This window comes from uncultured Williamsia sp. (assembly GCF_947494875.1).
Taxonomy (GTDB): Bacteria; Actinomycetota; Actinomycetes; order Mycobacteriales; family Mycobacteriaceae; genus Williamsia_A.
In genome coordinates, this window is sequence record NZ_CANLWM010000005.1 from 390,186 (window position 1) to 417,129 (window position 26,944).

The 26,944-nt window shown below is 72.1% G+C and carries 23 protein-coding genes and 1 riboswitch; of the genes, 22 read left to right on the forward strand and 1 reads right to left on the reverse strand.

What is annotated here, in order from left to right; translation table 11 throughout:
- Positions 1 to 58 precede the first annotated feature (58 nt).
- The 13 genes from rpoZ (at position 59) to Q1A98_RS14220 (ending at position 13,068) form a co-directional block, all read left to right on the forward strand.
- Complete coding sequence (gene rpoZ, locus Q1A98_RS14160) at positions 59 to 346, forward strand: DNA-directed RNA polymerase subunit omega (protein ID WP_299574589.1); 288 nt, start codon at positions 59 to 61, stop codon at positions 344 to 346.
- A gap of 37 nt (positions 347 to 383) precedes the next feature.
- On the forward strand, positions 384 to 1,649 hold the full coding sequence (gene coaBC / locus Q1A98_RS14165) for a bifunctional phosphopantothenoylcysteine decarboxylase/phosphopantothenate--cysteine ligase CoaBC (RefSeq protein WP_299574592.1): 1,266 nt from the start codon (positions 384 to 386) through the stop codon (positions 1,647 to 1,649).
- Between the two features lie 171 nt (positions 1,650 to 1,820).
- Positions 1,821 to 3,047 carry a methionine adenosyltransferase gene (gene metK / locus Q1A98_RS14170; RefSeq protein ID WP_299574594.1) on the forward strand — a complete coding sequence of 409 codons (1,227 nt, stop codon included), beginning with the start codon at positions 1,821 to 1,823 and terminating at the stop codon, positions 3,045 to 3,047.
- 58 nt (positions 3,048 to 3,105) lie between these two features.
- Complete coding sequence (locus Q1A98_RS14175; RefSeq protein ID WP_299574597.1) at positions 3,106 to 5,133, forward strand: primosomal protein N'; 2,028 nt, start codon at positions 3,106 to 3,108, stop codon at positions 5,131 to 5,133.
- An 83-nt stretch (positions 5,134 to 5,216) separates the two neighbouring features.
- Positions 5,217 to 5,804, forward strand: coding sequence for a peptide deformylase (gene def / locus Q1A98_RS14180; RefSeq protein ID WP_299574599.1), 588 nt, complete (start codon positions 5,217 to 5,219; stop codon positions 5,802 to 5,804).
- A complete protein-coding gene (gene fmt, locus Q1A98_RS14185) occupies positions 5,801 to 6,748 on the forward strand; it encodes a methionyl-tRNA formyltransferase (protein ID WP_299574602.1) in 948 nt (315 codons plus the stop codon). The genes def and fmt overlap by 4 nt, the downstream gene beginning before the upstream one ends.
- Positions 6,745 to 8,169 carry a transcription antitermination factor NusB gene (locus tag Q1A98_RS14190; protein WP_299574604.1) on the forward strand — a complete coding sequence of 475 codons (1,425 nt, stop codon included), beginning with the start codon at positions 6,745 to 6,747 and terminating at the stop codon, positions 8,167 to 8,169. Before fmt ends, Q1A98_RS14190 begins: the two co-directional genes overlap by 4 nt.
- A gap of 46 nt (positions 8,170 to 8,215) precedes the next feature.
- On the forward strand, positions 8,216 to 8,869 hold the full coding sequence (gene rpe / locus Q1A98_RS14195; protein WP_299574722.1) for a ribulose-phosphate 3-epimerase: 654 nt from the start codon (positions 8,216 to 8,218) through the stop codon (positions 8,867 to 8,869).
- A gap of 4 nt (positions 8,870 to 8,873) precedes the next feature.
- Positions 8,874 to 9,908, forward strand: coding sequence for a bifunctional diaminohydroxyphosphoribosylaminopyrimidine deaminase/5-amino-6-(5-phosphoribosylamino)uracil reductase RibD (gene ribD, locus Q1A98_RS14200; RefSeq protein ID WP_299574606.1), 1,035 nt, complete (start codon positions 8,874 to 8,876; stop codon positions 9,906 to 9,908).
- A 61-nt stretch (positions 9,909 to 9,969) separates the two neighbouring features.
- Positions 9,970 to 10,120: riboswitch (FMN riboswitch) on the forward strand.
- Positions 10,121 to 10,173: 53 nt separating this feature from the next.
- Complete coding sequence (locus Q1A98_RS14205) at positions 10,174 to 10,815, forward strand: riboflavin synthase (RefSeq protein ID WP_299574609.1); 642 nt, start codon at positions 10,174 to 10,176, stop codon at positions 10,813 to 10,815.
- The gene (locus Q1A98_RS14210) at positions 10,812 to 12,116 is read left to right on the forward strand and encodes a bifunctional 3,4-dihydroxy-2-butanone-4-phosphate synthase/GTP cyclohydrolase II (RefSeq protein WP_299574612.1); all 1,305 of its coding nucleotides are present in this window, start codon (positions 10,812 to 10,814) and stop codon (positions 12,114 to 12,116) included. The genes Q1A98_RS14205 and Q1A98_RS14210 overlap by 4 nt, the downstream gene beginning before the upstream one ends.
- Positions 12,113 to 12,598, forward strand: coding sequence for a 6,7-dimethyl-8-ribityllumazine synthase (ribH, locus tag Q1A98_RS14215; protein WP_299574615.1), 486 nt, complete (start codon positions 12,113 to 12,115; stop codon positions 12,596 to 12,598). Before Q1A98_RS14210 ends, ribH begins: the two co-directional genes overlap by 4 nt.
- Positions 12,595 to 13,068 (forward strand): PH domain-containing protein, encoded by a 474-nt coding sequence (locus Q1A98_RS14220; RefSeq protein WP_299574618.1) that lies wholly within the window; start codon positions 12,595 to 12,597, stop codon positions 13,066 to 13,068. The genes ribH and Q1A98_RS14220 overlap by 4 nt, the downstream gene beginning before the upstream one ends.
- Before the next feature lie 217 nt (positions 13,069 to 13,285).
- On the opposite strand, the gene Q1A98_RS14225 is transcribed toward Q1A98_RS14220, so the two are convergent.
- Positions 13,286 to 15,271, reverse strand: a complete 1,986-nt coding sequence (locus Q1A98_RS14225; protein ID WP_299574621.1) for a gamma-glutamyltransferase family protein — start codon at positions 15,269 to 15,271, stop codon at positions 13,286 to 13,288.
- Between the two features lie 107 nt (positions 15,272 to 15,378).
- Here Q1A98_RS14225 and uvrC point away from each other — a divergent pair, with 107 nt between their 5' ends.
- The 9 genes from uvrC to ppc all read left to right on the forward strand — a co-directional run bounded on the left by uvrC (position 15,379) and on the right by ppc (position 26,855).
- On the forward strand, positions 15,379 to 17,439 hold the full coding sequence (uvrC, locus tag Q1A98_RS14230; RefSeq protein WP_299574623.1) for an excinuclease ABC subunit UvrC: 2,061 nt from the start codon (positions 15,379 to 15,381) through the stop codon (positions 17,437 to 17,439).
- Complete coding sequence (gene rapZ / locus Q1A98_RS14235) at positions 17,436 to 18,389, forward strand: RNase adapter RapZ (protein ID WP_299574626.1); 954 nt, start codon at positions 17,436 to 17,438, stop codon at positions 18,387 to 18,389. Before uvrC ends, rapZ begins: the two co-directional genes overlap by 4 nt.
- A complete protein-coding gene (yvcK, locus tag Q1A98_RS14240; RefSeq protein ID WP_299574628.1) occupies positions 18,386 to 19,429 on the forward strand; it encodes a uridine diphosphate-N-acetylglucosamine-binding protein YvcK in 1,044 nt (347 codons plus the stop codon). The genes rapZ and yvcK overlap by 4 nt, the downstream gene beginning before the upstream one ends.
- A 91-nt stretch (positions 19,430 to 19,520) precedes the next feature.
- The gene (whiA, locus tag Q1A98_RS14245; RefSeq protein ID WP_299574724.1) at positions 19,521 to 20,498 is read left to right on the forward strand and encodes a DNA-binding protein WhiA; all 978 of its coding nucleotides are present in this window, start codon (positions 19,521 to 19,523) and stop codon (positions 20,496 to 20,498) included.
- 126 nt (positions 20,499 to 20,624) lie between these two features.
- On the forward strand, positions 20,625 to 21,641 hold the full coding sequence (gene gap / locus Q1A98_RS14250) for a type I glyceraldehyde-3-phosphate dehydrogenase (RefSeq protein ID WP_299574631.1): 1,017 nt from the start codon (positions 20,625 to 20,627) through the stop codon (positions 21,639 to 21,641).
- Between the two features lie 11 nt (positions 21,642 to 21,652).
- On the forward strand, positions 21,653 to 22,864 hold the full coding sequence (locus Q1A98_RS14255; RefSeq protein ID WP_299574634.1) for a phosphoglycerate kinase: 1,212 nt from the start codon (positions 21,653 to 21,655) through the stop codon (positions 22,862 to 22,864).
- A gap of 7 nt (positions 22,865 to 22,871) precedes the next feature.
- Positions 22,872 to 23,660 carry a triose-phosphate isomerase gene (gene tpiA, locus Q1A98_RS14260; protein WP_299574637.1) on the forward strand — a complete coding sequence of 263 codons (789 nt, stop codon included), beginning with the start codon at positions 22,872 to 22,874 and terminating at the stop codon, positions 23,658 to 23,660.
- Between the two features lie 76 nt (positions 23,661 to 23,736).
- Positions 23,737 to 23,970 (forward strand): preprotein translocase subunit SecG, encoded by a 234-nt coding sequence (gene secG, locus Q1A98_RS14265; RefSeq protein WP_299574640.1) that lies wholly within the window; start codon positions 23,737 to 23,739, stop codon positions 23,968 to 23,970.
- A gap of 68 nt (positions 23,971 to 24,038) precedes the next feature.
- The gene (gene ppc, locus Q1A98_RS14270) at positions 24,039 to 26,855 is read left to right on the forward strand and encodes a phosphoenolpyruvate carboxylase (protein WP_299574642.1); all 2,817 of its coding nucleotides are present in this window, start codon (positions 24,039 to 24,041) and stop codon (positions 26,853 to 26,855) included.
- Positions 26,856 to 26,944: the final 89 nt, after the last annotated feature.

Sequence of the window (26,944 nt, forward strand, 5' to 3'; positions counted from 1 at the left end):
TGCGGCGACATCCCGCGGCCGCCACACAGACGGCCGCAGACCGTGAGGAACACATCTCGTGAGCACGCCCCTGAGCACGGACGCCACCACCCCCGCGTACGACACCCCGCTCGGCATCACCAACCCGCCGATCGACGAGCTGCTCGACCGTGCGTCCTCGAAGTACGCGCTGGTCATCTACGCGGCCAAGCGCGCGCGGCAGATCAACGACTACTACAACCAGCTCGGCGACGGCATCCTCGAGTACGTCGGCCCGCTGGTCGAGCCGGGTCTGCAGGAGAAGCCGCTCTCCATCGCGATGCGCGAGATCCACTCCGACCTGCTCGAGCACACCGAGGGCGAGTGACCCCCTCCGGAACCGTCCCGGCACCCCACGCCCCTCGGTGACCGCACCGGTCGGCCCGCGCCGCATCGTCGTCGGTGTCGGCGGGGGCATCGCGGCCTACAAGGCGTGCTCGCTGATCCGGCACTTCACCGAGGCGGGCCACAGCGTCCGGGTGATCCCGACCCGGTCTGCGCTGGAGTTCGTCGGCGCGGCCACCTTCGAGGCGCTGTCCGGCAGCCCGGTCACCCCGGAGGTCTTCGCCGACGTCGAGCACGTCCCCCACGTGCGGCTCGGCCAGGAGGCTGATCTCGTCGTCGTGGCGCCCGCCACCGCCGACCTCATGGCCCGTGCGGCCTCGGGTCGCGCGGACGACCTGCTCACCGCGACGCTGCTCACCGCGCGTTGTCCCGTCGTCTACGCGCCGGCGATGCACACCGAGATGTGGGAGCACCCGGCCACCCAGGCGAACGTCGCGACGCTGCGCGCTCACGGAGCGACCGTCCTGCGGCCCGCGTCCGGTCGGTTGACGGGCCGTGACTCCGGTGCCGGGCGCCTGCCGGAGCCCACCGAGATCGGGCTCCTCGGCGACGTCCTGCTCGAACGTCCCGACGCCCTCCCGTTCGACCTCGCGGGTCGACGGGTCCTCATCAGCGCCGGCGGTACCCGCGAGCCCCTGGACCCCGTGCGGTTCCTCGGGAACCGGAGCTCAGGCAAGCAGGGTTTCGCGCTCGCCCGGGCGGCCACGCACCGCGGTGCGCAGGTGACCCTCGTCGCGGGGTCGTCGACCGGACTGGAGGCCCCGGCCGGGGTCGATCGTGTCGACATCACCACCGCCGAACAGCTCGCGACGGAGATCACCACCCGCGCGGCCGACGCCGACGTCGTCATCATGGCCGCCGCCGTCGCCGACTTCCGGCCGGTCCACGTCGCGGCGTCCAAGATCAAGAAAGAGCCGGGCGCCGACGCGACCCCGGCGCCGGTCGAGCTGACCACCAACCCCGACATCCTCCGGGGACTGGTCGCGGCACGGTCCGCGGGCGACGTCGCCGCCGGCACCGTGATCGTCGGTTTCGCGGCCGAGACCGGGGACGAGCGCGGCGGTGTGCTCGACCACGGACGCGAGAAGCTGGCCCGCAAGGGGTGCGACCTCCTCGTCGTGAACGCCGTCGGCGACGGCAAGGCGTTCGGCACCGACGACAACACCGGTTGGGTGTTGGCGTCGACGGGCGCGGAGACCGCTCTGCCGCTCGGGTCGAAAACACTCATGGCGAGTCGAATACTGGACGCCGTGACAGTGCTCCTGTCCGGTCGTCGGACCGACTGACACCCACCCCGTCGCGGTGACCCTGCGGGTCACCGACCAGCGGGGAGGGTGTGTAGGTTGTTGCTCTGGCAGGGGGAGAGACCACACGGGGACGGGCCACCACCGCGGCGGGACGCACCCGCCGCACCGCCCCATGCGACGTCGACCGGCGTCGGACTTCGAGAGGAAATGATGACTTCAGGCCAGAGTTCCGCGGGGACGTCGCGACTGTTCACCAGTGAGTCGGTGACCGAGGGTCATCCCGACAAGATCTGTGACGCGATCAGCGACTCGATCCTCGACGCCCTCCTCGAGCAGGACCCGACCTCGCGCGTCGCGGTCGAGACGCTCGTGACCACCGGCCAGGTGCACGTCGCCGGTGAGGTCACCACCTCGGCCTACGCCGACATCCCCAAGATCGTCCGCGAGAAGGTCCTCGAGATCGGGTACGACTCGTCGTCGAAGGGCTTCGACGGCGCCACCGCCGGCGTCAACGTCGCGATCGGTGCGCAGTCGCCCGACATCGCGCAGGGCGTGGACAACGCCTACGAGGCACGCGTCGACGGCCAGACCGACGAGATCGACAAGCAGGGCGCCGGCGACCAGGGCCTGATGTTCGGGTACGCCACGAACGAGACCCCGGAGTTCATGCCGGTCCCGATCGCGCTGGCCCACCGGCTGTCGCGCAAGCTGACCGAGGTCCGCAAGAACGGCACGCTGCCGTACCTGCGCCCGGACGGCAAGACCCAGGTCACCATCGAGTACGACGGTGACACCCCGGTCCGCCTCGACACGGTCGTGCTCTCCACCCAGCACGCCGCCGACATCGACCTGGTCAACATGCTGACCCCGGACATCAAGACCCACGTCGTCGACGCGGTCCTGGCCGACCTGCAGCTGCCCTCGCTCGACACGTCGAACCCGCGCCTGCTGGTCAACCCGACCGGCAAGTTCGTCCTCGGCGGCCCGATGGGCGACGCCGGTCTCACCGGCCGCAAGATCATCGTCGACACCTACGGCGGCATGGCCCGCCACGGCGGCGGCGCGTTCTCCGGCAAGGACCCCTCGAAGGTCGACCGCAGCGCCGCGTACGCCATGCGCTGGGTCGCCAAGAACGCCGTGGCCGCGGGCCTCGCGAAGCGCATCGAGGTCCAGGTCGCCTACGCAATCGGCAAGGCGGCCCCGGTCGGTCTGTTCGTCGAGACGTTCGGCACCGAGGCCATCGACCCGGTGACGATCCGCGCCGCGATCTCCGAGGTCTTCGACCTCCGCCCGGGTGCGATCGTCCGCGATCTGGATCTGCTGCGCCCGATCTACGCGCCGACCGCGGCCTACGGTCACTTCGGTCGCACCGATCTCGACCTGCCCTGGGAGCGCACCGACCGCGCCGACAAGTTGAAGGCGGCTGCGGGCATCTGAGTCCGTTCCCCGTCCCCGGCGCCGCCGGGATCGTCTCCCGACACCGACGCCACCGTCGATGAGCCCGCGCGCAGCCTCCGCCGCGCCCGCCGCCCATCTGCCGGTGGCGTCGGTGCTCGTCATGCTGGGGTTGTCCCACCTCGACCGGCTCTTCGACTACGAGGTCGGTGCCGATCAGGACGCCGACGCGGTCCCCGGGGCACGGGTGCGCGTGCGGTTCGCCGGCCGTCTCGTCGACGGATTCGTCGTCGACCGCCTCGAGTCGAGTGACCACCCCGGGAAGCTCGGTCGGCTCGACCGGGTGGTCTCGCCCGAGCCGGTGCTCACCCCCGAGGTGGCGGCGCTGTGTCGCGCGGTCGCCGACCGGTACGCCGGGACGCTGACCGACGTCGTGCGCCTGGCGATCCCGCCCCGTCACGCCCGCACCGAGGCCGCACTGCCGACCGAGGCGCCCCAGCACCCCGCGCCGCCACCCCTCGACGAGACCGCCTGGTCGTCGTATCGGACCGGGCCGGCCCTGCTGGCCGCCGTCGGAGGCGGTGGTGCCCCCCGCGCCGCGTGGCAGGCGCTGCCGGGGGAGGACTGGCCCGCGCGGATCGCCGACCTCGCGCTGGCGACCGTCGCCGGTGGGAGGGGCGTGATCGTGGTCGTGCCCGACCAGCGTGACCTCGACCGCGTCGACGCGGCCTGCCGGGCACTGCTGGGCGACCGCGTCGTGTCCCTGTCGGCCGGGCTGGGACCGACGGCGCGCTACCGACGGTGGCTGCAGGCCCTGCGCGGCCACGCCGATGTGGTGGTCGGGACCCGCAGCGCGGCGTTCGCCCCCGTCCGCGACCTCGGTCTGATGGTGGTGTGGGACGACGGCGACGACAGCCTCACCGAACCGCGGGCGCCGTACCCGCACCCGCGGGAGGTCGCCGTGCTGCGCACCGCCGCGGCGTCCTCGGCGCTCGTCGTCGGGGGCATCGCGCGGACGGCCGAGACGCAGGTGCTCGTCGCCTCGGGCTGGATGCACGACGTCGTCGCCGACCGTGCGGTGATCCGCGACCACGCACCACGCATCCGGGCCATCAGCGACGACGACCGCACCGTCATGCGCGACCCGCTGGCGCGCGTCGCCCGCCTGCCGGCCATCGCGTTCGACGCCGCCCGCGCCGCGATCGCCGCAGGCGCGCCGGTGCTCGTCAGCGTGCCCCGACGCGGGTATCACCCGTCCCTGGCGTGCGCCCGCTGCCGGACCCGTGCGCGCTGCCGTCGCTGTCACGGCCCGCTGCGCGCGGACTCCGCTGCCGCGACCCGGGACTCCGCCCCGACCGTCACCTGCAACTGGTGCGGACGCCGCGAGGCGTTCCGCTGTGTCGAGTGCGGCGACACGCACCTGCGGGCCACCAGCAGCGGCGCCCGGCGCACCGCGGAGGAACTCGGCAAGGCGTTCCCGGGGGTTCCCGTCCTCACCTCCGGTGGTGACGCGATCACCGACCACGTCGACCCCGGCGCGCGCCTGGTGGTCGCCACACCGGGCTCCGAACCCGTCGTCGACGGCGGATACGGCGCGGCGATCCTCCTCGACACGTGGGCACAACTCGACCGTGCCGACCTACGCGCCGGCGAGCAGACGTTCCGACGGTGGACGTCGGTCCTCGCCGCACTGCGCCCGGCGCGAGAGGGCGGCACCGCGGTGGTCGTCGCCGACGCCGGGCTGCCCGTCGTCCAGGCCGCCATCCGCTGGGACCCGGTCGGGTTCGCCGAACAGGAACTGGCACAGCGCGCGGAACTGGGTCTCCCGCCCGCGGTGACGATGGTGTCCGTCGACGGCACCGACCGCTCGGTGGCGGCCTTCGTCGACAGCCTCGACCTCCCCGACGGCGCCGAGACACTCGGACCTGTCGACCTGCCGACCGACGCACGCCCGCCCGCCGGGTGGGATGGCGAGACCGAGGGCCCGCTGAGCCGCGTGCTGCTCCGCACGCCCCGGACGCACGGCCGGGCTCTGGTCCGCGCGCTCAAGGTGGCGCAGGTGCACCGCGCCGCCCAGCACGACACCGGTCCGCTGCGCATCCAGGTGGACCCACCGACCATCGGGTGAGCGCAGGGAAGGGGCGGACCGACGCGGCGCCTAGACTCGACAGCCGGCCCCGGACGTCCGGGCGCAGGACGAGGAGGCTGTCGGTGGCGGTACGAGCTATCCGGTTGTTCGGCGACCCGGTCCTGCGGACGCCGACCCCCGAGGTCACCGACTTCGGCCCCGATCTGCACCGCCTCGTCGACGACATGTTCGAGACGATGGACACCCACCACGGTGCCGGGCTGGCGGCGCCGCAGGTCGGGGTGAGCACGCGGGTCTTCGTGTTCGACTGCGGCGGACGACGCGGGCACGTCGTCAACCCGGTCTGGACCGCGGTGGACGACGAGACCCAGACCGGCCCGGAGGGCTGCCTGTCGATCCCCGGGGTGCAGGCCGCGTGCACCCGAGCGGCGCGGGTGCGGGTGCACGGCGTCGACCGCGACGGCGCGCCGCTGTCCATGGAGGTCGACGGCATCCTCGCCCGCGCGGTGCAGCACGAGACCGACCACCTCGACGGGGTGCTCTTCCCGCAGCGACTGTCCCCGCAGGCGCGGAGGGCGGCGATGCGCGTCGTCCGCGAGTCCGACTGGTTCGTCGCCGGGGAGACCGTCACCGACACCCCTCGCGGCGGCCGCGCGGTGTGGGTCGGCGACGGGCAACCTGCCGTCGACACCGCGGAGGCGTTGCGATGAGGATCGTCTTCGCGGGCACACCCGAGCCGGCCGTGCCGTCGCTGCGGCAGCTGATCGCGTCGCCACACCACGAGGTGGTCGGCGTGCTCACCCGGCCCGACGCTGTCGCCGGCCGCGGACGCACGGTCACCCGGTCACCGGTCGGGCTCGTCGCCGACGACGAGGGGATCGAGGTCGCCACCCCGCGACGCCTGCGCGATCCCGACGCGCACGAGACCCTGACGCGCTGGGCGCCCGACTGTGTCGCCGTCGTGGCCTACGGGGCGCTGGTCCCGCCCGATCTGCTCGATCTCCCCCGCCACGGGTGGATCAACCTGCACTTCTCGCTGCTACCGGCCTGGCGGGGTGCCGCGCCGGTGCAGGCCGCGATCGCCGCGGGCGACGAGTTCACCGGCGCGAGCACCTTCCGCATCGAGGAGGGACTCGACACCGGCCCGGTGTTCGGGACGCTCACCGAACGCATCCGCCCCGACGACACCAGTGGCGCCCTGCTCGCCCGCCTCGCCGACGCCGGGGCGCACCTCCTCGCCTCGACGCTGGACGGCATCGACCGTGGCGAGCTCGTCGCGGTGCCGCAGCCCGCCGACGGCGTCAGCACCGCCCCGAAGATCGAGGTCGCCGACGCCCAGGTGACGTGGAACCGTCCCGCGCACGTGGTCGACCGCCTGATCCGCTCCCGCACCCCCGACCCGGGCGCGTGGACCCTGCTCGGTGACACCCGCGTCAAGCTCGGACCGGTCACGGTGGCCACCGACGGCGACGTGCCCGACGAGATCGGACCGCTCGCACCCGGCGCGGTCGCGGCGACGAAGAAGGCGGTGTTCGTCGGCACCGCGTCGGCGCCGGTCCGGCTCGGACAGGTGCAGCCGCCGGGCAAGAAGCCGATCGCCGCGGCCGACTGGGCGCGCGGGGCCCGGCTCGACGCGAACACGGTGTTCGCGTGACCCGCCCGGCGCACCTGCGCGACAAGCCCGTCGACGCCGCCCGCGCGGTCGCGCGCGACGTGCTGCGCGCCGTCCGGGAGCGGGACTCCTACGCCAACCTCGTCCTGCCCCGGTTGTTGCGCGAACGCCACATCACCGGTCGCGATGCCGCGTTCGCCACCGAGCTCGCCTACGGCACCTGCCGTGCCGCCGGGGTCCTCGACGAGGTGATCGCCGCCGCGGCTCGTCGCCCCGTCGCCGAGATCGACCCGACGCTGCTCGACGTGCTCCGGCTCGGCACCTACCAGTTGCTGCGCACCCGCGTGGGGTCCCATGCGGCGGTGTCCACCTCGGTCGACCTCGTGCGGTCCGAGGCGGGACAGGGTCCCGCCGGCTTCTGCAACGCGGTGCTGCGCAAGGTCTCCCAGCGCGACGACGAACTGTGGACCGAGGAGCTCGCCCCGCCGATCGCGGACGACCTCGTCGGCCACCTGGCGTTCCGGTACGCGCACCCGCGATGGGTCGCCGAGGTGTTCGCCGACGCCTTGAGCACGCCCGAGCGTCGTGTCGGGGCGGGCGAACTGCAGGCCGCTCTCTCCGCCGACGACGAGCGGCCCGAGGTGCACCTCGTCGCCCGGCCGGGGTTGATCACGGCCGATGAGCTCGCCGCGGTCACCGGGGGCGACGTCGGGCGGTGGTCGCCGTATTGCGTATACCTGCCCGGCGGCGATCCCGGTGATCTCGACGCCGTCCGCGAGCACCTGGCCGGGGTGCAGGACGAGGGATCGCAGCTGGTGGCCCGGGCACTGTCGCTCGCGCCGGTCGACGGGCCGGACTCCGGCCGCTGGCTCGACCTCTGTGCCGGGCCGGGGGGCAAGGCGGCGCTGCTGGGGGCGCTCGCCGACATCGACGGCGCCCACCTCGACGCGGTCGAACCCGCCGAGCACCGCGCCGAGCTCATCCGGCAGGCGACGGACGGACTGCCCGTCACCGTGCACGTCGCCGACGGTCGCGACAGCGGTCTCACCCCCGGCTACGACCGCATCCTCGTCGACGCGCCGTGCACCGGCCTGGGTTCGCTGCGGCGTCGACCCGAGGCCCGCTGGCGACGGACCCCCGACGACGTCGCGCCCCTCGTCGACCTGCAACGACAGCTGCTGCGCGCGGCGGTCGGTCTGCTGCGGCCGGGCGGAGCGCTGGTCTACTCGACGTGCTCACCGCATCCCGCCGAGACCCGCGGCGTCGTGGAGGCGGTGGTCGCCGAGACCGGTGCCCGCGTGCTCGACGCCCGCCCGGTCGTCGGCGTCGACGCCGGGGACGGGCCGATCGAGGGCACCGTCCAGATGTGGCCGCATCGGCACGGGACCGACGCGATGTTCCTGGCGCTGCTCACCGTCCCCGCCGCGGCGACCGACGACGGTCCCGGCGACCCGGCCTCATAGACTGCGCGCCATGCCTGCCGACGCCTCCGCGCGCCCCGATCAGCCGATGATCGCGCCGTCGATCCTGTCCGCCGACTTCGCCAACCTGGCCGCCGAGGCCGACGCCGTCCGCGGCAGCGACTGGCTGCACGTCGACGTGATGGACGCGCATTTCGTGCCGAACCTGACGCTGGGACTGCCCGTGGTGCAGAGCCTCCTCGGGGCGACCGACATCCCCATCGACTGCCACCTCATGATCGAGGACCCGGGGCGATGGGCACCGCCCTACGCCGAGGCCGGCGCCCACAACGTCACCTTCCACGCCGAGGCCACGAACGACCCGACCGCGGTCGCCCGCGACATCCGCGCCGCCGGGGCGAAGGCGGGCCTGAGCATCAAGCCCGGCACCGCGCTGGACCCGTACCTGGAGATCCTGCCGTCGTTCGACACGCTGCTCGTGATGAGCGTCGAGCCCGGCTTCGGCGGCCAGTCGTTCATGCCCGAGGTGCTCGACAAGGTCCGCACGCTGCGCACCCGGATCGACAGCGACGGCCTGCGGATCCTCGTCGAGATCGACGGGGGCATCAACGCCGACACCATCGAGCAGGCCGCCGTGGCCGGCGTCGACTGCTTCGTCGCGGGCTCGGCCGTGTACGGCGCCGACGACCCCGCCGCAGCCGTCTCCGCGCTGCGCGCACAGGCCGCCCGCGCCCGCGGCTGACCCCATGGCACCCGACCCGCGCGGAGCCCGTCCGGTCGACCTCGGTGCCGCGATGGCTCTCGCGCTCGAGCAGGGGCTCGCCGCGTGCGGGATCAGCACCCCGAACCCGCCGGTCGGGGCCGTCGTCCTCGACGGCGACGGCGTCGTCGTGGGGGCAGGACACACCCAGCCGGTGGGCGGCCCGCACGCCGAGGTGATGGCCCTGCGCCAGGCCGGGACCGCCGCCCGCGGCGGTACGGCCGTGGTCACCCTCGAGCCGTGCGACCACGTCGGACGCACCGGTCCGTGCACCGGTGCACTTCTCGACGCCGGCGTCGCCCGGGTGGTCTACGCCGCCGACGATCCAGACCCGGTGGCCGGCGGGGGAGCGCGGACGCTGCGCGCGGCCGGGGTCGACGTGGTCGCCGGTGAGTCCGCGGATGCCGCCACCGCCGGCGCGCTGGCCGGATGGTTGCACCGACGCCGTACCGGCCGACCGCGCGTGACCGCGAAGATCGCCGCCACTCTCGACGGGCGGGTCGCCGCCCCCGACGGCACCAGTCGCTGGATCACCGGCCCGGTGGCCCGGGAGCATGTCCACGCGGAGCGCGCTCGGATCGACGCGATCGTCGTGGGCACCGGCACGGTGCGCGTCGACGACCCCGAACTGACAGCCCGCCACGCCGACGGGACCCTCCGGCACCGACAACCCCGTCGGATCGTGCTGGGGCGCGGCGGCATCCCCGACGACGCGCGCCTCCGCGGGGCCGGTGATCCCCCGGTGGAGGTCCTCTCCCACGACCCCCACGACGTGCTGGCCGCCGCCGGGGACGCCCTCGACGTCCTCGTCGAGGGCGGGCCCACCGTGCTCGGCGCGTTCTTCGCGGCCGGCCTCGTCGACCGCGTGCGGGTCTACCTCGCCCCGACCGTGCTCGGCGCCGGACGCGCCGCCGTCGACGACGTGACCGTCGGGACCCTCACCGATGCCCACCGCATGCGGCGGGAGTCGGTGCTGGAGCTGGGTGACGACATTCTCATCACGCTGGTCGCAACGCGCTGACCGGCGGTTTCAGGGTGAGCGCGCTCCGATCCGATCCGTTCGCTGTGCTAGCGTCGAATCAGCGAGTTCTCAGGGCGGGGTGCGATTCCCCACCGGCGGTGACGGCCCACGGGTCGAAGCCCGCGAGCGCCCGGATCCTCACCGGTCCGGGGTCAGCAGATCCGGTGTGATTCCGGAGCCGACGGTCACAGTCCGGATGAGAGAGAACGGTCGTGGCCGCCATGGCCACCGGACGTGCTTCCCTGAGCTGACGACAGGAGGCACGGTGTTCACCGGGATCATCGAGGAACGTGGCGAGATCGTGCGCCGCGAGGACCTCACGGACGCGGCCCGATTCGTCATCCGGGGCCCGCTCGTCACCAGCGACGCCTCCCACGGCGACTCCATCGCCGTCAACGGCGTCTGTCTCACCGTCGTCTCCGCGCCCACCGACGGCACCTTCGCCGTCGACGTCATGGCCGAGACGCTGCGACGCAGTTCGCTGACCGCCCTCGACGCGGGTGCACCCGTCAACCTCGAGCGCGCGATGGCCGCGGGTGGGCGCTTCGGCGGCCACATCGTGCAGGGCCACGTCGACGGCACGGGCACCGTCGCCGCGATCAGCCCGTCGAAGAACTGGACCGTCATCCGCATCGCGATCCCCGCAGACCTCGCCCGCTACGTCGTCGAGAAGGGGTCGATCACCGTCGACGGGGTGTCGCTGACGGTCTCGGCCACCCCGCCCGACCCGACCGGCGACAGCTGGTTCGAGATCTCCCTCATACCCACGACCCTGGACGTCACCACGCTGGGTCGACTCGCGCTGGGGGACACTGTCAACCTGGAGGTCGACGTAATCGCGAAGTACGTCGAACGACTGGCCGTCCCGCACGCGCGGACGCAGCACGAGAGCGAGGCGTCGGCATGACCGACATCCATCCCGAGACCGAGACGACGCGGTCGGTCGTCCTCGACTCGATCGAGCGTGCGATCGCCGACATCGCCGCCGGCAAGGCCGTCGTCGTCGTCGACGACGAGGACCGCGAGAACGAGGGCGACCTCATCTTCGCCGCCGAGAAGGCCACCCCCGAGCTGGTGGCGTTCATGGTCCGCTACACCTCGGGCTACCTCTGCGTCCCGCTCGACGGGAACGACTGCGACCGTCTCGGTCTGCCCCCGATGTACTCGGTGAACCAGGACAAGCACGGCACCGCGTACACGGTCACCGTCGACGCGCGGGAGGGCATCGGCACCGGCATCTCCGCCTCCGACCGCGCCGCCACCATGCGTCTGCTCGCGCAGCCGTCGAGCACCGCCGCCGACTTCACCCGACCCGGCCACGTGGTCCCGCTGCGCGCGCGGGAGGGCGGCGTGCTGCGGCGCCCCGGACACACCGAGGCCGCCGTCGACCTCGCCCGCCTCGCGGGTCTCACCCCCGCCGGGGTCATCTGCGAGATCGTCTCGCAGAAGGACGAGGGCGACATGGCGCAGAGCGAGGAGCTGCGGGCGTTCGCCGACGAGCACGGGCTGTCGATGATCTCGATCGCCGACCTCATCGCGTGGCGCCGGCGCAACGAGAAGCATGTCGTCCGGGTCGCCGACGCCCGCATCCCCACCGCGCACGGCACCTTCCGGGCCATCGGCTACACCAGCGTCTACGACGACGCCGAGCACGTCGCGCTCGTCCTCGGTGACATCGCCGGACCGCCGCGCCCGGGTCAGGACGTCCTGGTGCGCGTGCACTCCGAGTGCCTCACCGGTGACGTGTTCGGATCGTTGCGCTGCGACTGCGGCCCCCAACTCGACGCGGCCATGGCGATGGTCGCTCAGGAGGGTCGCGGCATCGTGCTCTACATGCGGGGTCACGAGGGGCGCGGGATCGGCCTCATGCACAAGCTGCAGGCCTATCAGCTGCAGGACGACGGGTCCGACACCGTCGACGCCAACCTGCAGCTCGGACTGCCCGCCGACGCCCGCGATTACGGGCTGGGGGCGCAGATCCTCGTCGACCTCGGAGTCCGCTCGATGCGGCTGCTGACCAACAACCCCGCCAAACGGGTGGGCCTCGAGGGCTATGGGCTGCAGATCGTCGAGCGGGTGCCGATGCCTGTGCGCGCCACCCCCGAGAACCTGCGATACCTGCGGACCAAGCGTGACCGGATGGGCCACGACCTCGTCGGCCTCGACGACATCGATCCCGGCGACCTGACGTCGGGGACGGGCGCGTGAGCGGCTCGGGTGAACCCGTCGTCGAGCTCGGGTCGGCGTCGGGGATGCGGCTGGCCATCGCCGCGTCGCAGTGGCACGCCGAGATCTGCACCGCCCTGCTGGACGGGGCACTGCGCGTGGCGAAGGACGCCGGTCTCGCGGACCCCACCGTCGTGCGCGTCGCCGGAGCCATCGAACTGCCCGTCATCGTGCAGGCGCTCGCCCGCACCCACGACGCCGTGGTCGCTCTCGGTGTCGTGATCCGCGGCGAGACACCGCATTTCGAGTACGTCTGCGACGCGGTGACCGCCGGCCTGACGCGGGTCTCGCTCGACGAGTCGACGCCGGTCGGCAACGGAGTCCTGACGACGCTGGACGAGGCGCAGGCACTCGCGCGCGCCGGGCTGCCCGGGTCGAGCGAGGACAAGGGCGCGCAGGCCGCCACCGCGGCGTTGGCGTCGGCGATCACGTTGGCGGAGCTGTCCGCCCGGTCGGCGCGGTGAGCGACACCTCGACCGGCGGCACCGGTGAGTGGGAACTGGAGTACCGGTCGACGCGCACCCCGCGGATCGCGGTGGTCGTGGCCGTCGTGGTGGTCGCCCTGCACGTGCTGGTAGGTGTGCTGCTGCGGGTCTCGGACACCGGTGTGACCTTCCGCCTCTCCGACCAGATCGGGTTCGCGCTGATCGGGGTCGTGATCGGTGCCGCGATCCTCACCTTCACCCGTCCGCGGATCCGGGCGGGGGAACGCGGCGTCGAGATCCGCAACCTGGTGGGGGAGAAGACCTTCGACTGGGACGTCGTCGAGGGCATCTGGTACCCCGACAAGGGCCGCTGGGCCCGCCTCGAACTGCCTGCCTACGAGAACGTCCCGGTGATGGCCATCCAGGCCTCCGACGGCCAGCTCGCCGTCGACGCGATGGAGCGTTTCCGCGAGATCCACGCCCGCCACCGCGCCGACGCCCCCACCTGATCCAGGGACAGACTGACTGACAGGCACACCCCGCCCGGTCCCACCCCGTCGAGTGGGCGCCAGGACCCGTCGAGTGGGCGCGAGGACCCGTCGAGTGGGCGGCGGGACCCGTCGAGTGGGCGCGAGCGGCCTCGATGAGCCGCCGAACGCCCAGTCGACCTCTCCAGCCGCCCACTCGACGTCTCCAGCTGCCCAGTCGACGGGTGGAACCGGTCGCTCAGCGGGTGTCGCCTGCGACGACCCCTTCGCGGCGGGGGTCGGCGCCACCGATCCAGCCGTCGCCGTCGCGCATGATCGCGCCGAGACCGGAGCTCTGGTCGGCCACCGACACCTGATGGCCCTTCGCGCGCAGCTGCTGCACCAGCGGGTCCTGATCGCCGTTGTCGGCGGCGTCGATGTCGGGGTGCTCGCCGCCGACGTTCGTGGTCGGTGAGTTCGCGGCCCCGAAGTCGACGGCGCCGACAGCCTGCTGGGGGTCGAGGCCCCAGTCGAGCATCGCCACGAGCGTCTTCACGACGAACCGGATGATGACCGACCCACCGGGCGAACCCATCGTCCCGACGGGCGATCCGCGGGAGCCGTCGGGTTGCGCGGCGAAGAGCAGCGTCGGGGACATCGAACTGCGCGGCCGCTTCCCAGGCGCGACGCGGTTCGCCAGCGGCCGACCGTCGTCACCGGTCGGGGCGGCGGAGAAGTCGGTCAGCTGGTTGTTGAGCACGAACCCGTCGACGAGGTGGAACGACCCGAACGACGACTCGACGGTCGTCGTCATCGACGCCATGTTCCCCTGCCGGTCGACGATGGAGATCTGGCTGGTGCCGTGCTCGGGGGTGTCACGCCCGACGGGCACGTCGCCGAGGTCCCCATGCTTCGCGGTCCCCATGGACCGGTTCGGGTCGATCAGTGCCGCGCGGGCCTTCAGGTACGCCGGGTTCAGCAGCGCCGCCGGCGACCCACCGGGCAGGGGGACGAAATCGGTGTCGGCGACGTAGGCGTCGCGGTCGGCGTAGGCGAGCCGCTCGGCCTCGGAGATCAGGTGCACGGCCTCGGCGGTCGGCCGTCCGCCGTTACGGTCGAGGTCGGTGGGTCGCTGCTTCGCGAGGTCGAACGACGAGAGCATGCCCAGCGTCGAGGCCACGGTGATCCCGCCCGACGAGGGCGGCGGCATGCCGCACAACACGTGGTCCCGATACCGCGTGCACAGCGCGGTGCGCTTCTTCGCCTGGTATCCGGCCAGATCGGCGAGCGTGGTGACGCCCGGGGTCATGGGCGTGGGCGCGCCGGTGGGGGACAGCCGCGTCGTGCGCCCGATCGCCTCGACGACGTCGCGCGCGATGGCGCCGGTGTAGAAGGCGTCGGGTCCGTCGGAGGCGATGGCGCCCAACGTCTTCGCGTACGCCGGGTTGGTCAGGACGGTGCCCGCGCGCTTCGGTGCGCCGTCGGGCTCCAGCAGGTACGACCGCGCCTGCTCGTCCGACGCGAGGTCGTCGCGGCTGTCGGCGATGGCCGCGGCCATGCGGGGACTGATCGCGAAACCGTTGTCCGACAGTGCGATCGCCGGGTCGAACAACGACCGCCACGACTTCGCACCGTGGTCGTCATGGGCCATCTGCAGCATGCGGAGCACGCCGGGGGTCCCGATGGACCGTCCACTCGCCCGCGCCGACGGGATCGGGGTACGGGGGTCGACCGGGCTGATCTGTCGGAGGTACTCGCCGGTCGCCGCCGCAGGCGCGGTCTCGCGGCCGTCGTAGGCCTGCACCGAGTTCGACGCCCTGTCGAAGTAGACGAGGAACGCGCCCCCACCGATCCCGGTGGCCTGCGGTTCGACGAGCCCGAGCACCGCCTGCGCGGCCACGAGACCGTCGGCAGCGGTGCCACCGTCGGCGACCACCTCGCACGCCGCCCGGGTGGCGAGCGGATTCGCGGTCACCACCGCGAACGATCTCGTCCGCACCGGGGCCAGGCCCGCGCGGTATCCGGTCGCGACCTCCGGGGCCGTGGAGATGTCGCGGGACGACGAGCCCGCCGACGAGGGGGCGCCCGCCGCCGCGGAGGACGCCGGTGCCGCGGTGGCACACACCCCGGGGCCGGCGGCGTCGGGTGTCGACGACGACGAACACGCCCCGACGCCGAGCGCGACCACGGCGACGAGACACCCGACCCGCACCGCCGATCGTGCCGATCGCGACCGTTCCCGCATGAGGTCCCGCCTTCCCGCCGGGCCGCCCGAGGCACAGGCGCAGGCGGCGTATGTCCCGGCGACGCTAGCCCACCCGGGTCGTCGGAGTGGCGTACTAACCTGGACCGGTGCCCGATCCGACCACGTACCGCCCGGCTCCGGGGAGCATCCCCACCGACCCGGGCGTCTACAAGTTCCGGGATCCCCACGGACGTGTGATCTACGTGGGCAAGGCGAAGAACCTGCGGTCGCGGCTGACCTCGTACTTCCAGGATCTGTCCGGCCTGCACCCCCGCACCCGCCGCATGGTCACGACCGCCGGCTCGGTCGAGTGGACGGTCGTGACCACCGAGGTGGAGGCGCTGCAACTCGAGTACAACTGGATCAAACAGTTCGACCCGCGCTTCAACGTCCGCTACCGCGACGACAAGTCGTACCCGATGCTCGCGGTGACCCTCAACGAGGAGTACCCGCGGCTGTTCGTCTACCGCGGGCCGCGACGCAAGGGAGTCCGCTACTTCGGGCCCTACGCGCACGCCTGGGCGATCCGCGAGACGCTGGATCTCCTGACGCGCGTCTTCCCCGCACGCACCTGCTCGGCCGGGGTGTTCAAGCGCCACGGTCAGATCGACCGGCCCTGCCTGCTGGGCTACATCGACAAGTGCTCGGCGCCGTGCGTCGGCCGGGTCGACGCCGCCGAGCACCGGCAGATCGTCGAGGACTTCTGCGACTTCCTCGCCGGGCGCACCGACCGCATGATCCGCAACCTCGAGTCCCAGATGGCCACCGCGGCCGAGGATCTCGACTTCGAGCGCGCCGCGCGGCTGCGCGACGACGTCGGCGCGCTGAAGCGGGCACTCGAGAAGCAGGCCGTCGTCCTCGGTGACGGCACCGACGCCGACGTCATCGCGATGGTCGCCGACGACCTCGAGGTGTCGGTCCAGATGTTCCACGTCCGCGGCGGACGTGTCCGCGGCCAACGGGGGTGGGTCGTCGAGCGCGTCGACGACCTGTCCGGCCGCGACGACGACGACGACGGATCCGACGGACCCGACCTGTCCGAACAGGTCGCGCAGTTCCTCACCCAGTTCTACGGCGAACAGGTCGACCAGGCGTCCACCGTCGCCGACGGCGAGCCCGGTGGTCTCGAGTCGGTGCCGCGCCAGGTCCTGGTTCCGGTGTTGCCGCCCGACGCCGACGAGTTCTCGACGTGGCTGTCGGGGTTGCGGGGCGCGCACGTGAGTCTGCGGGTGCCGCAACGGGGCGACAAGAAGGCACTCTTCGACACCGTGGCGCGCAACGCCGGCGAGGCGTTGACACAGCACAAGCTCAAGCGCGCAGGCGATCTCACCACCCGTTCCGCGGCGCTCACCGAGATCCAGGAGACCCTCGGCCTCGACGACGCGCCGCTGCGCATCGAGTGCATCGACATCTCCCACGTGCAGGGCACCGACGTCGTCGCGTCGCTCGTCGTGTTCGAGGACGGCCTGCCCCGCAAGTCCGACTACCGGCACTACGGCATCAAGGAGGCCGCCGGCGACGGCCGCAGTGACGACGTCGCGTCGATCGCCGAGGTCACCCGCCGACGGTTCCTCCGCCACCGCGCCGATGCGCACCGCAGCGACCCGGCAGACCCCTCGGCGACCGTCTCGACCGGCGACGGTCTCGACCCCGCCCTCGACAACGGCGGGGACATGGCGCCCGAGGCCGCGATCGACCCGGCGACCGGCCGACCGCGACGGTTCGCCTACCCGCCCAACCTGTTCGTCGTCGACGGCGGTGGACCCCAGGTCCGCGCCGCGGCCGACGTCCTCGACGAGCTCGGCGTCACCGACGTCGCGGTGATCGGCCTCGCCAAGCGCCTCGAGGAGGTGTGGACCCCCGACGACGAGGACCCGGTGATCTTCCCGCGCACCAGCGAGGCGCTCTTCCTGCTGCAGCGGGTCCGAGACGAGGCGCACCGCTTCGCCATCACCTACCACCGCAGCAAGCGCAGCAAGCGGATGACGGCCTCCGCGCTCGACGGTGTGCCGGGGCTGGGGGAGACACGGCGCAAGGCGCTGGTGACGCATTTCGGTTCCGTCGCCCGGCTCAAGCAGGCGTCGGTCGAGGAGATCGCCGGCGTGCCGGGCATCGGCCCGTCCACCGCGGCCGCCGTCCAGCGGGCGCTGGGGGAGCCGGCGTCGTGAGCGACCACGACGGGCACGGTCTGCCGCTGGAGGACGGCGCCGGGCGCGACATGGACGTGCTGCTCGTCACCGGCATGTCCGGCGCAGGGCGGGGGACCGTGGCGCGGCTGCTCGAGGACCTCGGGTGGTACGTCACCGACAACGTCCCGTCACCGCTCATCCCGCGCACGGTCATCGTGGCGCGGCAGGAGACCCCCGGCACCGATCAGGTCGCGGTCGTGATGCGCACGCCCACAGCGGCATTCGCCGCCGGGGTCAGCGACGTTCGTGCCGGCCTGGAGTCGACGGGCGCCGCCGTGCGACTGCTCTTCCTCGACGCCAGCGACGCCGCCCTGGTCCGTCGCTACGAGCAGGTGCGACGCAGTCACCCGTTCCAGCAGGACGGCACCCTCGTCGACGCCATCGCCCGGGAGCGTGCCGCGTTGGCCGGGGTGTCGGACTCGGCCGACCTCGCCGTCGACACCTCCGGGTTGTCGGTGACGGCGCTGCGGACCATCGTCGACAACGCGTTCGCGCAACCGTCGGGCACCGACGTGCGGATCACGGTGCAGTCGTTCGGGTTCAAGTACGGGCTCCCCATCGACGCGGACCTCGTCGCCGACGTCCGCTTCCTGCCGAACCCCTACTGGGTGGCCGACCTGCGCGACCTCACCGGTCGCGACGCCCCGGTGTCGACATACGTCCTCGGGCAGCCGGGCGCGGACGCCTGGCTCGAGGCCTACGAGCGCATCGTGCGGCTCACCGCGGAGGGCTACACCCGAGAGGGCAAGCGCTACATGACCGTCGCGATCGGCTGCACCGGCGGCAAGCACCGCAGCGTCGCGATGTCGACCGAGCTGGCCCGCCGTCTGTGTGCGCCCGCGGCCGACACGTCGTGGGCTGGTGCCGACCGCGCCGACCTCACCCCCTTCGACGCCCGCGCCGTCCACCGCGACCTGGGCCGCGAATGAGCGCGCCCGGTTCGCTGTCGGCCGTCGCGCTCGGGGGCGGTCATGGGCTCTACGCGACCGTCACGGCCCTGCGTCAGGTGTGTGACCACGTCACCGCGGTCGTCACCGTCGCCGACGACGGCGGCTCGTCGGGTCGGCTGCGTTCCGAGCTCGCGGTGATCCCGCCCGGGGACCTCCGGATGGCGGTGGCCGCCCTGCTCGAGGCGGACGCATCCGGTCCCGACGATCCCGCCGCACGCTGGGCGGCCGTGCTGCAGCACCGCTTCCGCGGGCGTGGAGCCCTCGCCGGGCACCCCGTCGGCAACCTGCTTTTGGCCGGCCTCCAGGAACACCTCGGCGATCCCGTCGCCGCGCTCGACGCGATGGTCGAGCTGTTCGGGGTCACCGGGCGTGTGCTGCCCATGTCGACGGTGCCGCTCGGGATCGAGGCCGACGTCTCCGGTCTCGAGGACGACCCGCGGATCAGTCGGTCGATCGCGGGACAGGTCGCGGTCGCGACGACGCCCGGCACGGTCCGGCGCGTCCGCCTGCTTCCCCCCGACCCGCCCGCGTGCGAGGCCGCACTCGAGGCGATCGCCACCGCCGACCTCGTCACGCTGGGGCCAGGGTCGTGGTTCTCCAGCGTCATCCCGCACGTCCTGGTCCCCGCCCAACTCGCGGCGCTGCGGGTGACGTCCGCGCGTCGTGTGCTGTTCGTGAACCTCGCGCCGGAACCGGGTGAGACGAGCGGTTTCTCGGTCGAGAGACACCTGCACGTGCTCCACGCACACGCCGACGACCTGCGCATCGACGACGTCGTCATCGACGGCGGATCGGTCCCGTCGGAGCGCGAACGCGACCACGTCCGCCGCGCCGCCGACCGCTTCGGCGCGATCCTGCACGTGGCCGATCTCGCCCGACCGGGCACACAGACCCACGACCCGGCCCGAGTCGCGGCCATGGTGCATACGCTGACCGGGGCCGGGCAGGATGGCTACTCTGACGGGGCCGACCGGTCGGGCGGGGGTGACGCCGAGGGGACCGGACCGTCGCCGGGGTGATCCCCCGGCGCGACGGGGCACCACGCGGGGGCACGAGCACGCGACGAGAGACTCCGGGCACACCCGGGCAGGAGGACGACAACCGGTGGCGATGACAGCGGCCGTCAAGGACGAGCTCAGTCGGCTCGTCGTGACCCAGACGAGTTGCCGGAAGGCCGAGGTCTCCGCGTTGCTCCGCTTCGCCGGCGGTCTGCACATCGTCGCGGGGCGTGTGATCGTCGAGGCCGAGGTGGACCTCGGCAACGTCGCACGACGCCTGCGCAAGGAGATCTTCGACCTCTACGGCTACAACTCCGAGGTGCACGTGCTCCGCAGCGGTGGGATCCGCAAGGGCTCGCGGTACGTCGTCCGTGTCACCAAGGACGGTGAGGCCCTCGCACGGCAGACGGGTCTGCTCGACATGCGCGGTCGCCCGGTGCGCGGTCTGCCGGCCCAGGTCGTCGGCGGCGGCGTCGCCGACGCGGAGGCCGCCTGGCGCGGCGCGTTCCTCGCCCACGGGTCCCTCACCGAGCCCGGGCGGTCGTCGGCGCTGGAGGTCAGCTGCCCCGGCCCGGAGGCCGCACTCGCCCTCGTCGGCGCCGCCCGACGTCTGGGCGTACCGGCGAAGGCCCGCGAGGTCCGCGGCGCCGACCGCGTCGTGATCCGTGACGGCGAGGCGATCGGTGCGCTCCTGACCCGCATGGGTGCCCAGGACACGCGACTGACGTGGGAGGAGCGGCGGATGCGCCGCGAGGTCCGCGCCACCGCCAACCGCCTCGCCAACTTCGACGACGCCAACCTGCGTCGGTCCGCCCGGGCGGCGGTGGCCGCGGCGGCCCGCGTCGAACGCGCGTTGCAGATCCTCGGTGACACCGTTCCCGACCACCTGCTCAACGCGGGCCGGCTCCGTGTGGAGCACCGCCAGGCGTCGTTAGAGGAGCTCGGTCAGCTGGCCGACCCGCCGATGACGAAGGACGCCGTCGCCGGCCGTATCCGTCGGCTGCTGTCCATGGCGGACAAGAAGGCCGCGGCCGAGGGCATCCCCGACACGGAGTCAGCGGTCACCGCGGACCTGCTCGACGAGGCCTGACGGTCCGACCCGGTGGTCGCCGCGGGGCACGGGCCGCCCGTCGCGGCTGACCGGTGCCCCGATTAGGGTGATCGGTGACGCGGGCCGGGCGGCTCGCACCACCGGCACAGCACAAGGGAGCACACAGTGACCGTTCGGGTAGGCGTCAACGGATTCGGCCGGATCGGCCGGAACTTCTTCCGCGCGGTCGAGGCCCAGAAGGCCCTCGGCACCACCGACATCGAGATCGTCGCGGTCAACGACCTCACCGACAACGACACCCTGGCGCACCTGCTCAAGTTCGACTCCATCCTCGGCCGCCTGCCGCAGGACGTGAGCGCCTCGGGCGACACCATCACCGTCGGGGACCAGGAGATCAAGGGTCTGTCGGTCAAGGAGGGCCCGTCGGCGCTGCCGTGGGGCGACCTCGGTGTGGACGTGGTCGTCGAGTCCACAGGCATCTTCACCGCGCGCGACAAGGCCCAGGGCCACCTCGACGCCGGCGCCAAGAAGGTCATCATCTCCGCGCCCGCCTCCGACGAGGACATCACGATCGTCATGGGCGTCAACGACGACAAGTACGACGGCAGCCAGAACATCATCTCGAACGCCTCGTGCACCACGAACTGCCTCGGCCCGTTGGCCAAGGTCCTCAACGACGAGTTCGGCATCGTCAAGGGCCTGATGACCACGGTCCACGCCTACACCCAGGACCAGAACCTGCAGGACGGCCCGCACAAGGATCTCCGTCGTGCGCGTGCCGCCGCCATCAACGTCGTCCCGACGTCCACCGGCGCAGCCAAGGCGATCGGCCTGGTCCTCCCGGAGCTCAAGGGCAAGCTCGACGGCTACGCGCTGCGCGTGCCGATCCCGACCGGTTCGGTCACCGATCTCACCGCGCACCTGTCGAAGTCGGCGTCGGTCGAGGACATCAACGCCGCGATGAAGTCCGCCGCCGAGGGGAAGCTGAAGGGCATCCTCAAGTACTACGACGCGCCGATCGTCTCCTCCGACATCGTCACCGACCCGCACAGCTCGCTGTTCGACGCCGGCCTGACCAAGGTCATCGACGACCAGGCCAAGGTCGTCTCCTGGTACGACAACGAGTGGGGCTACTCCAACCGCCTGGTCGATCTCATCGGCCTCGTCGGCAAGTCCCTCTGAGGCGCGCGTCGATGGCGCTGCAGACGCTGCAGGATCTCCTGGACGCCGGGGTGTCCGGCCGTATCGTGCTGGTGCGGTCGGACCTCAACGTCCCGCTCGACGGCTCGACGATCACCGACCCGGGGCGCATCGTCGCCTCGGCGCCGACCATCGCGAAGCTGGCCGATGCCGGTGCGTCGGTGATCGTGACCGCGCACCTCGGGCGCCCGAAGGGCGAGCCGGACCCGAAGTTCTCCCTCGCTCCGGTCGCGAAGCGTCTCGGTGAGGAGTTGGGCCGCAACGTCCAGCTCGCCTCCGACGTCGTCGGCACCGACGCGCTGGCCCGGGCGGAGGGTCTCACCGACGGGGACGTGCTGCTGCTGGAGAACATCCGCTTCGACCCGCGGGAGACGTCGAAGGACGCGACCGAGCGCGGCAAGCTGGCCCAGGCGCTCGTCGAGCTCGTCGGCGACGACGGTGCGTTCGTCTCGGACGGCTTCGGTGTCGTCCATCGCGAGCAGGCATCGGTCTACGACGTCGCGAAGTTGTTGCCGCACTACGCCGGTGACCTCGTGCGGTCCGAGGTGGAGGTGCTGCGCAAGCTCACCGCCGACGTCGAGCGTCCCTACGCCGTCGTGCTCGGCGGGTCGAAGGTCTCCGACAAGCTCGGGGTGATCGAGGCACTCGCGCCGAAGGTCGACACCCTCGTCATCGGTGGCGGCATGGCGTTCACCTTCCTGGTGGCACAGGGCTACTCGGTGGGGACGTCACTGCTGCAGGACGACCAGGTCGACGTCTGCAAGGACCTGCTCGAGCGTTTCGGCGACGTGATCCACCTGCCGGTGGACGTCGTCGTCGCCGACTCGTTCTCCGCCGACGCCGAGGCGAAGACCGTCGCATCGTCGGAGATCCCGGACGGCTGGATGGGTCTCGACATCGGACCGGAGTCGGTCAACCGGTTCGCCGCGGTGCTCTCGGGCGCGCGGACCATCTTCTGGAACGGCCCGTCAGGTGTGTTCGAGTTCGAGAAGTTCGCGGCCGGCACCCGCGGTGTCGCCGAGGCGATCGCAGCGGCGACGAAGCAGGGTGCGTTCAGCGTCGTCGGTGGTGGGGACTCCGCCGCGGCCGTGCGGTCGCTGGGGCTTCCCGACTCCGACTTCTCGCACATCTCGACCGGCGGCGGCGCGTCGCTGGAATACCTGGAGGGCAAGGAACTGCCCGGCCTGACCGTTCTGGAGGACTGACCCGATCGTGGCCACCCGCAAGCCGCTCATCGCCGGCAACTGGAAGTGCAACCTCAACCACCTCGAGGCCATCGCGCTGGTGCAGAAGATCGCTTTCGCGTTGCCCGCGAAGTACTTCGACCACGTCGACGTGACGGTGATCCCGCCGTTCACCGACATCCGCAGCGTGCAGACCGTCGTCGACGGCGACAAGCTCCTGATCACCTACGGTGCGCAGGACCTGTCGCAGCACGACTCGGGCGCGTACACCGGCGAGATCAGCGGTGCGTTCCTCGCCAAGCTCGGCTGCACCTTCGTCGTCGTCGGTCACTCCGAGCGTCGGACGTTGCACGGCGAGACCGACGAGGTCGTCCTGGCGAAGACCACGGCGGCGCTGCGGCACGAGCTCATCCCGATCGTGTGCATCGGGGAGGGCCTCGAGGTCCGCGAGGCCGGCGACCACGTCGCGCACAACGTGGCGCAGCTGCGGGGGTCGCTCGCCGGGCTGACGTCGGAGCAGATCGCCCGTGTCGTCATCGCCTACGAGCCCGTCTGGGCGATCGGGACCGGGCGGGTGGCCTCGGCCGCCGACGCGCAGGAGGTGTGCGGCGCGGTCCGCGCGACGCTGGCTGAGCTCGCCGGCGACGACGTGGCGGGGTCGGTGCGTGTCCTGTACGGCGGATCGGTGAACGCCAAGAACGTCGGCGAGATCGTCGGCCAACCCGACATCGACGGCGCGTTGGTCGGTGGGGCGTCGCTGAAGTCCGACGAGTTCGCGACGCTGTCGGCGATCGCCGCGGGCGGACCCCTGCCCTGATCGGTCAGGTTCGGCACGTACACTTCCACGGTGCACGGCCGGGGTCCGGTCGTGCCCGCGATCGGAGAGGATTCGAGTGAAGCTCGCGCTGGACATCGGACTGGTGGTCACCAGTGTGCTGATGGTCGTCCTGGTGCTCCTGCACCGCGGCAAGGGCGGCGGCCTGTCGTCGCTGTTCGGCGGCGGCGTGCAGTCGAGTCTGTCCGGATCGAGCGTCGTCGAGCGCAACCTCGACCGCCTGACGATCTTCGTCGGCATCATCTGGTTCATCTTCATCCTGGGCATCGGGCTCGACATCAAGCTGTCCTGACCCCGCCGACGCCCGCGCGCTGAGGCGCGTGGTGCGCGCGGGACGGCATCGCACGCGATACTGATGCGATGACCGACACCTCCACCGAATCCGAGACATTCGCGGCGCCCTCTGACGCCCCGGTCACCTCGACGGCCACCGGCCGTGCGGCGACCGAGCCCCTGCGCCAGGACATCCGGCTCCTCGGTGGTCTCCTCGGCGACGTGGTCCGCGAGCACGCCGGAGATCAGATCTTCGAGCTCGTCGAGAAGGCCCGTGTCGAGTCGTTCCGGGTGCGGCGCTCCGAGATCGACCGGGGAGAACTCGCCGACGCCCTCGCCCGCGTCGACACCGCCGAGGCGATCCCCGTCATCCGCGCCTTCTCGCACTTCGGTCTGCTGGCCAACCTCGCCGAGGACATCCACCGGGAGCGACGTCGCGCGATCCACGTCCGCGCGGGAGAGCCCCCGGTCCCGAGTTCGCTGGCCGCCACGTGGTCGAAACTCGCCGCGGCGGACCTCACCGACGAGCGGGTGGGGGAGGCGCTGTCGTCGGCGGCCGTGATCCCGGTGATCACCGCACACCCCACCGAGACGCGTCGCCGGACCGTGTTCGAGGTGCAGCGGCGCATCACCGACCTCATGCGGTACCGCGACCGCACGGACCTCACCCCGGACGAGGACGCCGAGGTGACCGCGGCGTTGCGCAGGCAGGTCCTCAGCCTGTGGCAGACCGCGCTGATCCGCCTGGAGCGCTTGCGGATCGAGGACGAGATCGAGGTGGGCCTGCGCTACTACGACGCGTCCTTCTTCGACGTGATCCCGTCGCTGAACGCCTCGCTGCGCGACCACCTCCGCGAGCAGTACCCGTCGGCCGGGCTGCCCGAGACGCCGATCGTGCGGATGGGGTCGTGGATCGGCGGTGACCGCGACGGCAACCCCTTCGTCACCGGCGACGTCGTCGCGCTGGCCACGGGCCGTGCCGCACGGACCGCGTTGGACCATCACCTCACCGAGCTGACGCTGTTGGCGCAGGAGCTGAGCATGTCCTCGCGCCTGGTCACCGTGAGTGACGCCGTGATCGAACTGGGCGGCGCCGACTCCGGAGACGTCGCCGCCGACGAGCCGTATCGACTCGCATTGCGTCACATCCGATCCCGTCTGCTCGCGACCGTGCACGACCGGTTCGGCGATGACGCGGAGGCGCCGGGTCCTCTCGACGACCCCCACGCACCCGCGTACCGCACCGCGGCGGAGCTGCTGGCCGATCTCGACCTCGTCGACGAGTCGCTGCGGTCCAACCGGGACGGGGCGCTCGCCGACGACCGGTTGCTGCGACTGCGGGAGTCGGTGCGCACGTTCGGTTTCCACCTCTCGGGTCTGGACATGCGGCAGAACTCCGACGTGCACGAGGAGGTCGTGACCGAGTTGTTCGCGTGGGCCGGTGTGCACGACGACTACGCATCGCTGTCCGAGGACGAGCGCGTCGAGGTGCTCACCCGCGAGTTGTCGCACCGGCGGCCGTTGCTCGGTGCGGGCGCCGAGCTCGGGGAGCTCGCGACCAAGGAGATCGGGATCGTGCTGTCGGCGGCGCGGGCGGTCGCGGCCTACGGCCCCGAGGCGGTGCCGAACTACGTCATCAGCATGTGCACCTCGGTGAGCGACATGTTCGAGGCGCTGCTGCTCCTCAAGGAGGCCGGCCTGTTCGACCCGGCCGGCGGTGAGCCGCGCTGCACCGTGCGCGTCGTCCCGCTCTTCGAGACGATCGAGGATCTGCACCAGGGCGCGACGACGTTGCGTGCCGTGCTCGACGTGCCGCTCTACCGGGCGCTCGTCGCCGCCCAGGGCGACACGCAGGAGATCATGCTGGGGTACTCCGACTCGAACAAGGACGGCGGCTACATGGCCGCGAACTGGGCGCTCTACCGCGCCGAGCTCGATCTCGTCGAGGCCGCACGGGAGGCCGGCATCCGGCTCCGCCTGTTCCACGGCCGGGGTGGCACCGTCGGCCGCGGTGGCGGCCCCAGCTACGACGCGATCCTGGCGCAGCCCCCCGGCGCGGTGCAGGGTGCGCTCCGGATCACCGAGCAGGGCGAGGTCATCGCGGCCAAGTACGCCGAACCCGTTCTCGCGCGGCGGAATCTGGAGACCCTGGTCGCCGCGACGCTGGAGTCGACCCTGCTCGACACCGAGGGTCTCGGGGACGACGCCGGGTCCGCCTACACCGATCTCGACGAGATCGCCGCGGCGGCCCGGTCGGCGTACTCGGCGCTGGTGCACGAGACGCCGGGTTTCGTCGAGTACTTCACCACCTCGACCCCGCTGTCGGAGATCGGTGCGCTGAACATCGGCAGCCGCCCGGCGTCGCGGAAGCAGACCGAGAAGATCTCCGACCTCCGCGCCATCCCGTGGGTGCTGTCGTGGACGCAGTGCCGCGTCATGCTGCCCGGCTGGTACGGGACGGGCTCGGCGTTCGAGACCTGGATCGGTGGCGACGACGACCGTCTCGAGACCCTGCGGACGTACTACCGTCGGTGGCCGTTCTTCCGGACCGTCATGTCGAACATGGCGCAGGTGTTGGCGAAATCGGATCTCGGCCTCGCAGAGCGCTACTCACACCTCGTCGCCGACGAGGACCTGCGGGCCCGGGTGTTCGGGATGATCACCGAGGAACACCGCCGCACGGTGCAGATGTACTTCGCGATCACCGAGACCGACGACCTGCTGGCCGACAACCCAGCGTTGGCGCGATCGGTGTTCAACCGGTTCCCGTACCTCGAACCGCTCAATCTGCTGCAGCTGGAGCTGTTGCGTCGCTTCCGATCCGGCGACGACTCACCGCAGGTGCGTCGCGGCATCCAGCTCACCATGAACGGTCTCGCGACGGCTCTCCGTAACAGCGGCTAGGTGTAGCGACCCGAGAGGTTGTTGACGGCGTGCCGTCTTGAAATGGGGAGGACCTCCTGACGGAGTGGATGTGTCTGGCATCAACCCGT